The following is a 13438-nucleotide window of genomic DNA, read 5'->3' as shown; positions in this document are numbered from 1 at the left end:
GCCGGGGGCGGTGCAGCCGGGGGCGGCCCGGCCGGGGGCGGTGCAGCCGGGGACGGAGCTGCCGGGGGCGGAGCGGCGGAGCTGTTCGCGGTGGCGTCGCGGGGGTCCAGGGGCGAGCTCACAGGGTCACCATCCCCGTCACGAGCAGATCCCGCACGAGCGGGAGCATGCGTTCTCGGGATTCGTCGACGTCGGCGTCGGTCAGAGCACAGACGGCACCGATGACCTGGTCCAGGGTGAGGGTGCCGTCCAGGGCGCCGACGGTCGCGGCGAGCAGCTGGTCCGCGCGCACCACTGTGCCCAACCCGGCTCCCTGCGCGAGCTCGATGAGCATCGGGTCCCATTCCCCGGGGGTGAGGTGTCGGCGCTCGACGACATCCGCCGCCCGGACCGGTCGGGTCGCGGCGAGTGCGTCGTCGTCGAGATGGGACAGGGTGTCCAGGGCGTGCAGGCCCTGGGCGAGGTGAGCGGCGAGGGACCCGGTGCCGGTGCCCGCGGCCTGCTCGGTGCGCAGCACGCCGGGGCGCGAGGGGCTGCCCGCCTCGGGGCGTCGCAGCAGCAGGTAGCCGAATCCGATGCTCTCCACGTCGCGGGTCGCGAAATCGTCGAGCCAGGCGTTCTGCAACTCCGGCCAGCGCGCATCGCGGCTGGTCACGCCGCCGTCGCGAGCCCAGGTCTCCGCGTACTGGGCAGGATCCTCGTGCTCGCGCTGGATCACCCAGGCGTCCACGCCGTCCTCGGTCGCGGCGCCGAGCCAGGCGCGGGGATGGACGTCCCAGGCGTGCTGTGCGCCGATCTCCCAGTTGCCGAGCATCACGGCGCTGCCGCCCGGCGCGAGATGCGCGGGCAGCGCCGTCAGCAGGTCGGCGAGCAGGCTGTCGCCTGCGCGGCCGCCGTCGCGGTAGGTCCAGATCTCGTCGATGCCTGCTCCCGCGTCCTCGCGCGCTGCCTCTCCCGCTGCCTCTCGCGCTTCCGCATCGGCCGTGACCGGGGCTGCTTGCCTGCCCTGGCGCGGGGTGATCACGAACGGCGGGTTGGAGACGATCAGATCGAAGGTCTCGGTCTCGACCGGGTCCAGGAGCGAGCCCTGGCGCAGCTCGAGCTCGGTCTCGTTCAGCGCCGCGTTGAAGGCGGCGAAGGCGAGCGCCCGGTCCGAGAGGTCGGTGGCCACCACGTGATCGGCGTGACGAGCGGCATGCAGTGCTTGGATGCCGCCGCCGCAGCCGAGATCCAGCACCCGCCCGACCTTCGCGCGCGGTGTGATCCGCGCCAGCGTGAGGGAGGCGCCGCCCACACCCAGCACGTGCTCGGAGTCGAGCGCTCGGCCGGTGACGAGCTCGGAGAGATCCGAGGCGATCCACCAGGTGATCTCGCCGATGTCGTCGCGCGCGGAATAGGGCGACAGCTCGACCCGGGCTGCATGCAGCGGGTCGGGGTCGTCGGCCGCGTGGTCGTCCGCCCCGATCAGCGGGCGCAGAGGCGCGGGCCCGAGCAGTCCCAGCATCGTCGCGCCCTGCGCACCGAGCGTGGGCAGCGCCGCGTCCACGAGGGACCGGGGGACGGGCGTGCCCAGCGCGAACAGGCGGAACAGCACGGCGGCCGGTTCCGTGAGCGGGTCGAGCGCGCGCCGGGCTGGGATCGGGTTCTCGCGGCGCAGCGCTTCGAGGGCGACCTGCCCCATCAGGGCCTCGGTGGTCTCGACCGTGTACCGGGCGGCCACGAGATCGGTGCGCAGAGCGGTGATCTGCTCCGGCAGGGCCGTCGGAGGTGAGTAGGGCGCAGAAGGGGCGGAGGGCGCCGTAGATGCGTCGGTGGGCATGGCTACGATTGTGCAACAGCCACCTGGCCTGCGACCGACGTCCAGGTGTGGGAAATGCACAGGGAATGAGGAGTCGATGCGAGCAGGCAGAGCAGCAGATCTGCTGGCCGACCTCTCGCAGCCGCTCACCCGTCGCAGCTGCCTCACTCACGTCGAGCAGCGTCCTGCCCGTGACGGACGCCGCGGCCGCTTCCCCGACTGGGTCGATCCGCGCCTGCTCGAGCACCTCGAGGAGCAGGGGATCGCCGCGCCCTGGATCCACCAGGAGGAGGCCGCGCAGCTCGCCCACGACGGCCGCGATGTCGTCCTCTCCACCGCCACGGCCTCCGGGAAATCCCTCGCCTACCTGCTGCCCGTCCTCACCGCGGTCGGCGCACGGGAGCTCGATCCCGACTCGCGCCGCGCCACGACCCTGTACCTCTCGCCCACGAAGGCGCTCGCCGCGGACCAGCTGACGAACATCACCGCGATGGCCGACGGGGCGGGGATCCGTGACGCCCGGGTGGCGGTCTACGACGGCGACACCCCCACGGAGCAGCGCCGATGGGTGCGCCGCCACGGCACCGTGGTGCTCACCAACCCCGACATGCTGCACTTCGGGATGCTGCCCGGTCACGAGCAGTGGGCGAGCTTCTTCCGAGCACTGCGCTACGTGGTGATCGACGAGTGCCACAGCTATCGCGGCGTGTTCGGCAGCCACGTGTCGATGGTTCTGCGGCGCCTGCGACGGATCGCCGCCCACTACCGGGCCGATCCCACCTTCATCCTCGCCTCGGCCACCACCGCGAACCCCGAGCTCTCCGCCAGCCGCCTGGTGGGCCGGGACGTCACCGCGGTCACCGAGGACGGCTCGCCGCGCGCCGGGCTCACGATCGGCCTGTGGGAACCCGGGACCATCGCCCGCGTGGACGGTCGGGGCCCGATGACGACTGATCGATACGGCGCCGGTGCCGGTGCCGGTGCCGGTGCCGGGGACGGTGTCGGGAGCGGCGTCGGTGCCAACTCCCACGCCGACCCCGACGGGGACTGGCCGGACGGAGACGATCCCGCGGCCGAGGACGGATCGACGAAGTCGGCCGACGAACCGCTGCGTCGCTCTGCCACCAGCGAAGCCGGCGCGCTCCTCGCCGACCTCGTCGAACGGGACGTCCAGACGCTCGTGTTCGCGCGGTCCCGGCGCGGCGCCGAGCTGGTCTCCAGCGGCGCCCGCCGCATGCTCGAACAGAAGTCCGAGCACACCGGCGACCCCCACCTCGCGGACAGCGCCCGGCGCGTGGCCGCCTACCGCGGCGGCTACCTCGCCCGCGAGCGCCGAGGCCTCGAGGACGCCCTGCGCTCCGGCGAGCTGAAGGCGCTCGCCTCCACGAACGCGCTGGAGCTGGGCATCGACATCGCCGGCCTGGACGCCGTGGTGATCGCCGGTTGGCCGGGGACCCGGGCCTCCCTGTGGCAGCAGTTCGGGCGGGCAGGCCGACGGCAGGATCGTGACGGGGGAGCGCTGGCCCTGTTCGTGGCCCGGGAGGATCCGTTGGACACCTACGTCGTCCACCACCCCGAGACGGTGTTCGGCGCAGAGGTCGAAGCGGCCGTCTTCGACCCCGCCAACCCCTATGTGATGACTCCGCATCTGTGCGCGGCGGCCTCCGAGCTGGCGATCCGCGACGGCGAGGAGGGCATCTTCGGGCCCACCGCCCGCGAGCTGCTCACCACGCTGGCCGCCCGCGGCGTGCTGCGGGCGCGGCCCACCGGCTGGTTCTGGACCATGACCGAGTCCGCCCACGAGCTGACCGACCTGCGAGGCAGCGGCGGGGAACCGGTGCGCATCGTCGAGGAGGCCAGCGGCACGCTGCTGGGCACGGTCGATGCCGCGAGCGCGCACACCCAGGTCCACGACGGGGCCGTGTACCTCCACCAGCGCACCAGCTACGTCGTGAACCACCTCGACGTCGAGCAGGCGGTGGCCTTCGTGCACCGGGAGGATCCGCTCCACTCCACGCATCCGCAGACCACCTCCACGATCCGGATCCGGCAGACCGACCGCGAGGTCGCCTGGGCCGGCGGCGTGCAGCTGTGCTTCGGCACCGTGGACGTCACCGACCAGGTCACCGGCTACCAGGTGCGTGACGTGTTCACCCAGGCGGTCCTCGCCCAGCATCCGCTCGATCTGCCGCCGCGCACACTGACGACGAAGGCGGTGTGGTGGGTGATCCCGCAGGCCACCACCGACGGCGCCGAGATTCCCGGTGAGGAGCTGCCCGGCGCCCTGCATGCGGCCGAGCACGCCGCGATCTCGATGCTGCCGCTGCTGGCCACCTGCGACCGCTGGGACATCGGCGGGGTCTCCGCCGCGCAGCACGAGGACACCGGCGAGCCGACGATCTTCGTCTATGACGGGGCACCGGGCGGCGCCGGGTTCGCCGAGCGCGGGGCGGACGACGCCGATGCCTGGCTGCGGGCGACGGCGGACATGATCGCCGAGTGCGGCTGCGAGGCGGGCTGCCCGGCCTGCGTGGTCTCGCCCAAGTGCGGCAACGGCAACGAGCCGCTGTCGAAGTCCGAGGCCGCACGCCTGCTCGCGCTGATGCATCCCTGACGTCACGGCAGGTCACCGGGGCCCTGGGAGGGGCCGGGACCGGCGCGGGCCCTGGCGGTCATCGCAGGCAGCGGGTCCGCCTCGACCTGGACCTGCACCAGGACGTCCCATTCGCGCTGCTCGCAGCTGGTCAGTCGGGCCCCGTTCCTCTCGGCGGCCTCGGCGGCGATCACGCAGGGCTGCCCGTTCGCCGCCGCGAGAGCATCGGCCCCGGCGAGCGAGGAGAGATCTGCGGCCGTGCCGGCGCGCGACTGTGCGAGCACTCCTGTCCCCAGCAGCGCGAGGCCCGCGACCACTGCGGTCGCTGCTCCGGTCCAGGCCAGCACGCTCGCCGCTCCCGTGCTCACGGGGCACCGCTGTCGACCAGGTGCGGTTCACGCCGGGCCTCGGCATCGGCGCTCAGCTCCCAGCGAGCGCCGGCGAGCCATCCGCTCGGGGCCTCCAGGGCGCGGCTGACCTCGACCCGCACCCAGATTCCGCTGCCGGAGACCTCGACCCGGGCGCCGTCCCCGGCGATCCGCTGCGCCGTCTCCGTCGCGGCTCCGGACTCCTCGCCCCGAGCCAGTTCGCGGGCCGCTCCGCGGGCAGCGGATTCCAGTCGCAGCTGGGCGCCGAGCCCGGCTCCGGTGAGGAGGATGACGACCACCATCAGCACCACCACGGGCAGCACGATCGCCGTCTCCGCCGTGGCGGACCCCCGGTCGTCCCGCAGGCGGGACGACCGGGCGGACCGCGGCATCACGACCCCATCGACAGGGCTGAGGTGATGATGCCCATCAGCAGCGAGCGCACCTCCCCGGACGCCAGCAGGGCGACCAGGACGGCGGCGAAACCGCAGGCGGCGAGCACGGTGATGGCGTACTCGGCGGTGGATGCCCCGGTCTCGTCGCGCAGCACGCGATCGAGGACACGGTGCATCCGGCTCTTCGTGGCGGACATGGTTCTCTCCTTCTCGTCGGGGCGGCTGAGGCCGCCCTGGGTGAGCGGTGGGAGCCGCTCGGGAGGGACGACGGCTGTCGCCCCGGGTGGCAGCCGCAGCCGCCTGGCGTCGGCCCGGGAAGGGGCCTGCGCCCCGGGCTCGAGCCCGGAGATCGGTGGGAAGTGAAGGGAAGTTCGTGCGAGTTCTGGCGATCGCTGAGGAGCTCTGGCGGGGCGCGAGGACGCTGCACACGGGAGGCGCTCACAGCGCTGCTCCTGACGCGGTCAGGGCGAAGGTGCCGCCGAGCAGGGAGATCACGGTGGGGATGATCCCGAGCACCACGAAAGCGGGCAGCAGCGCGACGCCGGTGGGCAGCACCAGCCGCACGGCCAGCTGCGCGGCGCGCACCTCCGCGTCCCGGGCCCGGCCCCGGCGAGCATCCCGCGCGGCGGACCTCAGCACCCGGGCGAGGTCCGCCCCCGCGGATTCCGCGAGCACCGCAGACTGCCCCAGCGCGGTGAACTCGCTGGGCAGTTCCGCGGTGGCGAGCACGGCGGGGAGCCCGGCGTCGAGCGCTCCCGCGAGCCGACCGAGGGTCTCCTCGTCCGGACCCGAGGGCAGCGCGAGCGCGACGGAGCCGACCGACCGGGCCAGCGGCAGCCCGGAGTCGAGAGCCCCTGCGATCAGCTCGAGCACCACCGATGGATCCACCCGTCCTGTCTCCGGCGGATCGGCCCGATGGATCAGGCGCTGCATCCACCACCAGCCCAGACCGGTCAGAGCGATCCCGAGGACGCCGAGCAGGTGGCCCGACGGCGAGCTGACCAGCAGCCGCAGCGGGTCTCCGCCCAGGAGGACCCCGAGCCCCAACCCGGCGAGCGGGAGCACCAGGAGGATCTTGGCGGTCGATCGAGGGCCGGTGAAGGCGCTGCGTCGTGCCTGTGCGGCGTCGTGGAGATCCCGCAGGGCATCGGCGAGGCTCTGCAGCATCCCGGCGGTCGGAGCACCGGTGCGCTCGCAGACGCTGAGCGCTGCGCCCAGCGAGCCGATCGTCTCGCTGCGGGCGAGCGAGCCGGAGGCGGCGCGACGCGGATCCGCGCCGGCCGCAGCGGCGCGGGCCATCTCGGCCAGCTCGCCCTCGGGCATCGAATGGGCCACAGCGGCCCAGGCCTGCCGCACCCCGGCGCCGGAGCTGATCACGGTGGCCAGCTGCTCGACCATCCGCGCGACCTCGAGCCGTCCGGCGGTGGCACGGCGTGTCGCCCTGGCGGCCGGGCCGGGCCTGCTCGTCAGGAGCGGCGGCGCACAGACCCAGAAGACCGCCATCAGCGCGGCCAGCAGGATCGCGACGGAGATCATGCCGCTCTCCGACCGGGGGCGACGGGGGCCTGTGAGCTCTCACCCAGGCGGGCGGCGAGCTGTGCGGCGGCGGGCCCCTCCTGGAGCCCCTCGGCCGTCGCGCGCAGCGCGGTCGAGGCCCGCAGCATGCCCTCGCGGTCCCGGTGCAGCAGGGCGATCTCCTCGACGGTGCGCCGTCCCTCCCGTCGTCCGAGGTGGACCACCACCTCCAGGGCGCTGCTCACCTGGGCCGCCAGTGCGCCGCGGTCGAGCCCGCCGAGCGCCCCGAGAGCCTCGAGCCGCGCCGGGACGTCGCCTGCGGTATTCGCATGGACGGTGCCGCAGCCACCTTCGTGTCCGGTGTTCAGGGCCTGGAGCAGCTCCCGGATCTCACCGCCGCGGCACTCGCCGAGCACGATCCGGTCCGGGCGCATGCGCAGGCTCTGGCGCACCAGAGCGGTGAGGTCCACGGCACCTGCGCCCTCGCTGTTGGCATGCCGGGACTGCAGATGCACCGTGTGCGGATGGTCCACGGCGAGCTCGAGGACGTCCTCGACCACGACGATCCGCTCCTGGTGGGGGACCTCCCGGAGCATCGCGGCCAGCAGGGTGGACTTCCCGGTCCCCGTGCCACCGGTGACCAGGAACGGCAGCCGGGAGCCGATGATCGCGTGCAGCACCGTCCGGGTGGCCGCCGTGAAGGCGCCGAGAGACTGGAGGGCGTCGAGATCCAGGCGCACCCCACCGGGCAGGCGCAGGGAGAGGATCGCGCCTCCGGGGGAGAGCGGCGGGAGGACGGCATGGAAGCGCAGACCCGAGGGAAGGTGGGCGTCGGCCCAGGGCACCGCGTCATCCAACCGCCGGCCACCGGAGGTCGCCAGCCGCACGGCCAGGTCGCGGGCCTGGCTGGGGGAGAGGTGCACGGGCGTCGGGTGCAACCCGTCGGCGTCGTCGACCCAGACGCTCCCGTCGTCGTTGACCAGCAGGTCCGTCACGCCGGGGGCCATCAGGTCCTGGAGGGGCCCGAGCCCCTCGACGTGGTCGCGAATGCGCGCGGTCAGTTCGAGGGTCGCTGCGGCGCCGAGCACCCTGCCCTGCCGGCGCAGCGCGCGAGTGATGCGGGGGACGTCGATGGCGCCCGGGGAGCGCACGAGGTCCTCGCGCACCAGCTCGACGAGGGAGGCCAGGTTCTCGTCGAGGGTCCCGGCAGCGATCCCCTGGGCCGGGGTGCGGGCGCAGTCGTCGCTCATGCCGCCTGCTCCTGGTGCAGGTGCGCCATCAGCCGCCGTGCCGAACGATCCGCGCCACGGCGCCTCACGTCCAACAGGGGGACCGCCGCGGCGGGGCCGTCCCGGAAGGAGGCCGCGAGGGGGAGGCCGAGGTCCTGGGACACCTCGGCGGGAGTGAGCGGACCGCGCCGTCGCACGACCACCTGAGCGATGGCGTCGGGCAGCTGCCAGCTGCGCAGGCGGCGTGCCGTCGCCCGGACCGCATGATCGGAGGCGGGAACCACCAGGAGCAGCTGGTCGAGATGCTCGGCGCAGTCGGGAACGAGCCCGTCGGCCAGATCCACCACGACGGTGCTGCCGAGCGGACGCAGCGCCGTCAGCACTCTGGCCAGGGGCTCCGGGGCCGGGCCCACGTGATTCGTCGCCGCCAGCAGGCGCACGTCGTCCACCGCCGGAAGGCCGTCGTGCAGGGCCTCTCCATCATCGGGACCGAGGCCCGAGACATCCGCCCAACCGATCCCGGCGGCTTCGGGCGCCTCGATCAGGAGGTCCAGGCCGCCGCCCAACGGATCGGCATCGATCAGCACCGTCGACCCGTGAGTGCGCGCCGCGGCGGCCAGGCGTGCCGCGAAGCTCGAGGTGCCCGCGCCGCCGCAGCCGCCGACCACCCCGAGGATCCGGGAGGCGGCGCGCGGACGGGAGAACTCGGCCAGGTGCGAGAGGAAGCCGTCCGATCCCGCGGGCAGCGGAACAACGGCCTGGGCGCCGACGGCGAGGGCCCTCTCCCAGACCTCCTGCGGAACCTCTGGCGAGGCGGTGACCACGAGCAGCGGGAGACGCCCGGTGCGCACTGCGCGCTCCTGATGCTCGAGCGCGGCAGCGTCCACCACGAGGCAGACGGTCGTCCCCTCGGAAGGGCTCTCGGACAGCTCCATCCCCAGCGCGCCGGCGTGGTCGCGGACCAGCTCGCGCAGCCCCTCATCCGCACCCGCCCAGCGCACCAGGAGAGGCCCGTCGGCCGTTGTCGGAGGCGCGGCGGAAGGGCCGGGGAACCGCGCGGGGCGGCGCCGCGGACCGGCCGACGACAGGAGGGCGGACGCGGCCGCGAGGGCGTCCCCCGGGGAGCTCGAGCCGTGCGGTGCGCTGCCGCGTGGACGCATGGTTGTGCTGGTCATGCGGCCATCGTTGCCGTGCCGGACGGTTGCTCACCGGGCGGGAGGCGCGGCGGTGGACAACCGCCCTCTGGGGAGGAGAGGTGCCGCGCGCAGAGGGCTTGCCAACCGCTCCGGTCCGGCGTAATGTGACGTGGACAACGACGAATACCGGCACCGGAACCCACGTGCGACTGGTCCCCGCAACGGACCGGCTGTGAGGCGTCGAAAGCGCCACCGCAGCCACTCACCGTGCACGCCTGATACCGATGCCAAGGCTCGTCCGGAGCGGCGCCGCAGTCACTGCGACGCCGCTCCATTCTGTGCGGGCCGATGTTCGCGCCATGCGTCGACCGGGCCGATTCGCTCACGGGCCGGTTTGTCGACCGAGCCGGTTTGTCGACCGGGCACATTCGCCCACCGGGCCGGCTTGTCGGCCGCGCCTCGTGCGCCGGGCCGCAGGACCGCAGGACCCAGGCTCTCCGGACCTGCCGCCCCGTCGGTCTCGGAGCCCCGGGTCGGCGTCGGCCTCAGAACTCCAGGTCGACCACCACCGGCGCGTGATCCGAGGCGCCCTTGCCCTTGCGCTCCTCGCGATCGATGAACGATCCGCTGACGGCGCTCTGCACGGCGGGGGAGCCGAGCACGAAGTCGATGCGCATGCCTTCCTTCTTCGGGAAGCGCAGCGCCTGGTAGTCCCAGTAGGTGTACACGCCCGGACCCTCGTGATCGGGGCGCACCACGTCGGCGTAGCCGGCATCGACCACGGCCCGGAACGCGGCGCGCTCGGGCTCGGTGACGTGGGTCTTGCCCTCGAAGAAGCTCATGTCCCAGACGTCCTCGTCCAGCGGGGCGACGTTGAAGTCGCCCACGAGCACGGCGCGCGCGGCCGGATCCTCGGAGAGCGTGCGGGAGGCCTCGGCCCGCAGGGCCTCCAGCCAGCGCAGCTTGTAGGCGTAGTGAGGGTGCTCGAGCTCGCGGCCGTTGGGCACGTACAGCGACCAGATCCGCAGACCGTCGCCGACGACACCGCTGAGGGCACGGGCCTCGACCACGCCCGTTTCGTCCTCGGGCCAGCTGGGCACGTCGGGCAGCTCGGTGCGCACGTCGCTCAGGCCGACGCGCGAGATCAGCGCGACGCCGTTCCACTGATTCAGCCCGTGTGCGCTGACCTCGTATCCGGCCTCCTGCAGAGCGGTGAGGTCCAGCTGCTCGGGTTTGGCCTTGGTCTCCTGCAGAGCCAGCACGTCGACGTCGTGACGCTCCAGGAAGGCGAGCACGCGATCCATTCGTGCTCGCAGAGAATTGATGTTCCAGGTGGCGATGCGCATGCCGACGATGCTACGGGGGAGCGCCGACCTTCGCAGATGGTCATGAGTGGCCACGAAGAGTCGTAAACTCAGCTCATGGCGCGCGCACTCGTCACCGGATCGACCTCAGGGTTGGGCCTGGAGTTCGCCTGGCAGTTGGCAGGCACCGGGCATGATCTCGTGCTGGTCTCACGGGATGAGGACAGGCTGCGCGCCGTCTCCGAGCAGATCCGGGACGTCCACGACGTCGACGTCGAGGTGCTCGCGGCGGACCTCTCGGACCGTGAGCTGCTGGAGAAGGTCGCCGTCCGGCTCACCGACCCGGTGGACCGCGTGGACCTGCTGGTCAACAACGCGGGCTACGGACTGCGCGGCGGCTTCCTCGAGGTGGGCATCGAGGACCACGAGATGCAGATGGACACCCTCATGAAGGCTGTCCTGGTGCTGTCCCATGCGGCGGCGCGCACCATGGTGCAGCGTCGGCGTGGGGCCATCCTCAACGTGAGCTCCCTGGCCGGCTACACCACGGCGGGACCCTATGCGGCCTCCAAGAGCTGGGTCACGGTGTTCACGGAGGCGCTGGCCATGGAGCTCAAGGGCACCGGCGTCACGGCCACTGCTCTGCTCCCGGGCTTTGTGCAGACCGAGTTCCATGAGCGGGCGGCCATGACGATGGACGGTCTGCCGCGGATCACCTGGCTGAAGGCGCCGTTCGTCGTGGAGCAGGCGCTCAAGGACACCGCCAAGGGGAACGTGCTGTCGATCCCCTCGGTGAAGTATCGGACCGCAGGCGAGTTCTCCCGGATCGCGCCGCGGTCGATGGTGCGGGCGCTGACCTCGCCGAACTGGTACCACCGCATGCAGCAGCGCGCCGTGCTGCGCTCCCGACGCCGGGCCTCGAGGCGCAACCTCCGCGCTCCCTGGCAGCGCGAGGGCGAGTAGTTCCGGCAGCTGCGTGGCGACCCGGAGCGTCAGCCCGGCTGCTTCCCGACTGCTCGGAGCGGCGACCTGTCTGCTACCGCTGCTCGGGGCGGCGACCCGCCTGCCACCGCTGCTCGGAGCGCCAGCCGGGCTTCTCCTCGTCAGCCCCCGGCGGCTCCACGGTCCGGCGCGGACGACGCCGGGGCGGCGAGGTCCATTACCCTGGCGGCATGCCCGAGACCAGCACCGGCCCCGCCCTGTCCGCCCCGATCGACGCCGCCCGTGAGCGCTTGCGTGAGCTGATCCGTGACCTCGCCGTCGTGCGCGGCCACGTCGTGCTCTCCTCGGGCGCCGAGGCCGATCATTACGTCGACCTGCGCCGCATCACCCTCCACCACGAGGCCGCACCGCTCGTCGGCCGCGTGATGCTCGACCTGCTGCAGCGCGAGGGCCTCGTGCCCGGCGTCGAAGCCGTCGGCGGGCTCACCCTCGGCGCCGACCCGGTCGCCACCTCGATCCTGCACGCCTCCGCGGCCGACGAGGCGATCGACCCGCTCGACGCCTTCGTGGTGCGCAAGGCCAACAAGGCGCATGGCCTGCAGCGGCGGATCGAGGGACCGGACGTCACCGGTCGTCGCGTGATCGCCGTCGAGGACACCTCGACCACGGGCGGCAGCGTGCTGACCGCCTGCGAAGCCCTCACCGAGGCCGGTGCCGAGATCGCAGCGGTCGCCGTGATCGTGCACCGTTCGGACGCCTCCCGCGAGGCCGTTGAGGCCGCCGGTTACCGCTACCTCTCCGCCTACGACCTCTCCGAGCTCGAGATCTGAGACGACGCGCGGCCGACGGGTGTGTCGGGGCCCGTTCGGCCCCCGCAGACTCGGCGCGGAATCGCTCGGCGCCCGCTGTCCCGACGAGAGCCGTTCGGCGCCCGCCCTCTCGACGAGAGCCGTTCGGCGCGCGCTGATTCGACGCGGGCCCGCGCGACCTCTGACGGGCCGGGTCAGACCCGTTCGACGGAGAAGGTGTCGCAGGACTCCACGGTCCCCCGCTCGTAGCCGGTCGTGAACCAGGCGCGACGCTGCTCGGAGGAGCCGTGCGTCCAGGTCTCCGGCCGCACCTCACCGCCGGCGACCGCGCCCTGGATGTGGTCATCACCCACCGCGCTCGCCGCGGACAGCGCCGAGTCGATGTCCTGCTCGGACAGCGGCGACAGCATCGCCTGCCCCTGATCGTCCGTGGTGGACGACGCATGGCTGGCCCACACCCCCGCGTAGCAGTCGGCCTGCAGCTCGATGCGCACCCCGTCGGACTGCGGGCCGGTCTGGGAGCGATCCGCGCTCTGCATCGTGCCGGACAGGTATTGGATGTGGTGGCCGTACTCATGAGCCACCACATACATCTTGGCGAGCTGGCCGCCGTCGGCCCCGTACTGCGTGGACAGCGAATCGAAGAACGACACGTCGACGTAGAGGGTCGCGTCGGCCGGGCAGTAGAACGGGCCGATGTCGGCCGTGGCCCCACCGCAGCCGGTCTGCACCGAGTCGTCGAACACCCGCCCCTGGGGCTCGACGAAGTCGATGCCCGACTCGGGGCCGAGCCGTGCCCACAGCGAGTCCGCGGATTCGACCGTCGCCTGGACCAGGCACTCATCGCGCTCGTCGGCGTCCGCCCCCGTCTGGCACTCCTCGAGCGCACCGCCCTCGGCGGCCGGGCCGTTCTCATCGGTCCCGCCCAGGAAGGTCGCCGGATCGATCACCCCGGTGAACGTGAGGATCAGCAGGACCACCAGCAGGAGGCATCCGCCGCCGCCCCCGAGCTTCAGCCCACCACCGGGCCGGAATCCGCCCGGACCTCGACCTCCGCCGGCACCGCCCGCGCGGGCGACGTTGCCGGAGCGGATCTCCGCACTCGGGGTGAAGGTCATAGCGACAGAGTAGACCGAGAGATCCACGTGAGCAGGCTGAATGGCGTTCGTGAAGGTCCTGCGCACTCGCTGGCGCAGGAGCGGCAGGATGCCGCCGCCCCTCTACGATATGAGCAGGGCAGGCCGCTGCCTCGGACCAGGACGGGACGGCACCGGCCATCGACGGATCGACCGGTGCGGAGCCCTCCCCGCAGGACCGGCCCACCATCACATCCCAGCCGCCGGCGGCCG

The 13438-nt window shown here is 72.9% G+C and carries 12 protein-coding genes; 3 read left to right on the top strand and 9 right to left on the bottom strand.

Going from position 1 to position 13438, the window contains the following annotated elements:
• Positions 1 to 118 precede the first annotated feature (118 nt).
• Positions 119 to 1819: a methyltransferase gene (locus CIK81_RS15935; RefSeq protein WP_114355883.1), complete on the bottom strand. Its 1701-nt coding sequence runs from the start codon at positions 1817 to 1819 to the stop codon at positions 119 to 121.
• A gap of 76 nt (positions 1820 to 1895) precedes the next feature.
• Between CIK81_RS15935 and CIK81_RS15930 the strand changes: the two genes are divergently transcribed.
• Positions 1896 to 4412 carry a DEAD/DEAH box helicase gene (locus CIK81_RS15930; protein ID WP_096196297.1) on the top strand — a complete coding sequence of 839 codons (2517 nt, stop codon included), beginning with the start codon at positions 1896 to 1898 and terminating at the stop codon, positions 4410 to 4412.
• 2 nt (positions 4413 to 4414) lie between these two features.
• Here the strand turns inward: CIK81_RS15930 and CIK81_RS15925 are convergent, their stop codons facing one another.
• The 7 genes from CIK81_RS15925 to CIK81_RS15895 form a co-directional block, all read right to left on the bottom strand.
• A complete protein-coding gene (locus tag CIK81_RS15925) occupies positions 4415 to 4759 on the bottom strand; it encodes an Rv3654c family TadE-like protein (RefSeq protein ID WP_096165285.1) in 345 nt (114 codons plus the stop codon).
• Complete coding sequence (locus tag CIK81_RS15920; RefSeq protein ID WP_096165282.1) at positions 4756 to 5151, bottom strand: TadE family type IV pilus minor pilin; 396 nt, start codon at positions 5149 to 5151, stop codon at positions 4756 to 4758. Before CIK81_RS15920 ends, CIK81_RS15925 begins: the two co-directional genes overlap by 4 nt.
• Positions 5151 to 5351, bottom strand: coding sequence for a DUF4244 domain-containing protein (locus CIK81_RS15915; protein WP_114307559.1), 201 nt, complete (start codon positions 5349 to 5351; stop codon positions 5151 to 5153). The genes CIK81_RS15920 and CIK81_RS15915 overlap by 1 nt, the downstream gene beginning before the upstream one ends.
• A gap of 241 nt (positions 5352 to 5592) precedes the next feature.
• A complete protein-coding gene (locus CIK81_RS15910; RefSeq protein ID WP_114355882.1) occupies positions 5593 to 6690 on the bottom strand; it encodes a type II secretion system F family protein in 1098 nt (365 codons plus the stop codon).
• Entirely contained in the window at positions 6687 to 7919 is a 1233-nt protein-coding gene (locus tag CIK81_RS15905) for a TadA family conjugal transfer-associated ATPase (RefSeq protein WP_096196293.1), read from the bottom strand. The genes CIK81_RS15910 and CIK81_RS15905 overlap by 4 nt, the downstream gene beginning before the upstream one ends.
• Positions 7916 to 9073: a septum site-determining protein Ssd gene (gene ssd / locus CIK81_RS15900; RefSeq protein ID WP_114307560.1), complete on the bottom strand. Its 1158-nt coding sequence runs from the start codon at positions 9071 to 9073 to the stop codon at positions 7916 to 7918. The genes CIK81_RS15905 and ssd overlap by 4 nt, the downstream gene beginning before the upstream one ends.
• Positions 9074 to 9579: 506 nt before the next feature.
• Positions 9580 to 10380 (bottom strand): exodeoxyribonuclease III, encoded by an 801-nt coding sequence (locus CIK81_RS15895; protein WP_096165275.1) that lies wholly within the window; start codon positions 10378 to 10380, stop codon positions 9580 to 9582.
• A gap of 75 nt (positions 10381 to 10455) precedes the next feature.
• Between CIK81_RS15895 and CIK81_RS15890 the strand changes: the two genes are divergently transcribed.
• Both CIK81_RS15890 and CIK81_RS15885 read left to right on the top strand, forming a co-directional pair.
• Entirely contained in the window at positions 10456 to 11301 is an 846-nt protein-coding gene (locus tag CIK81_RS15890; RefSeq protein WP_096196291.1) for an SDR family oxidoreductase, read from the top strand.
• 209 nt (positions 11302 to 11510) lie between these two features.
• A complete protein-coding gene (locus CIK81_RS15885) occupies positions 11511 to 12110 on the top strand; it encodes an orotate phosphoribosyltransferase (protein WP_096196290.1) in 600 nt (199 codons plus the stop codon).
• 173 nt (positions 12111 to 12283) lie between these two features.
• Here the strand turns inward: CIK81_RS15885 and CIK81_RS15880 are convergent, their stop codons facing one another.
• Positions 12284 to 13207: a neutral zinc metallopeptidase gene (locus CIK81_RS15880; RefSeq protein ID WP_114306001.1), complete on the bottom strand. Its 924-nt coding sequence runs from the start codon at positions 13205 to 13207 to the stop codon at positions 12284 to 12286.
• Between the last annotated feature and the right edge of the window lie 231 nt (positions 13208 to 13438).

The organism is Brachybacterium sp. JB7 (assembly GCF_003335205.1).
Taxonomy (GTDB): domain Bacteria; phylum Actinomycetota; class Actinomycetes; order Actinomycetales; family Dermabacteraceae; genus Brachybacterium; species Brachybacterium alimentarium.
This window is presented reverse-complemented; position numbering and strand designations above follow the sequence as displayed.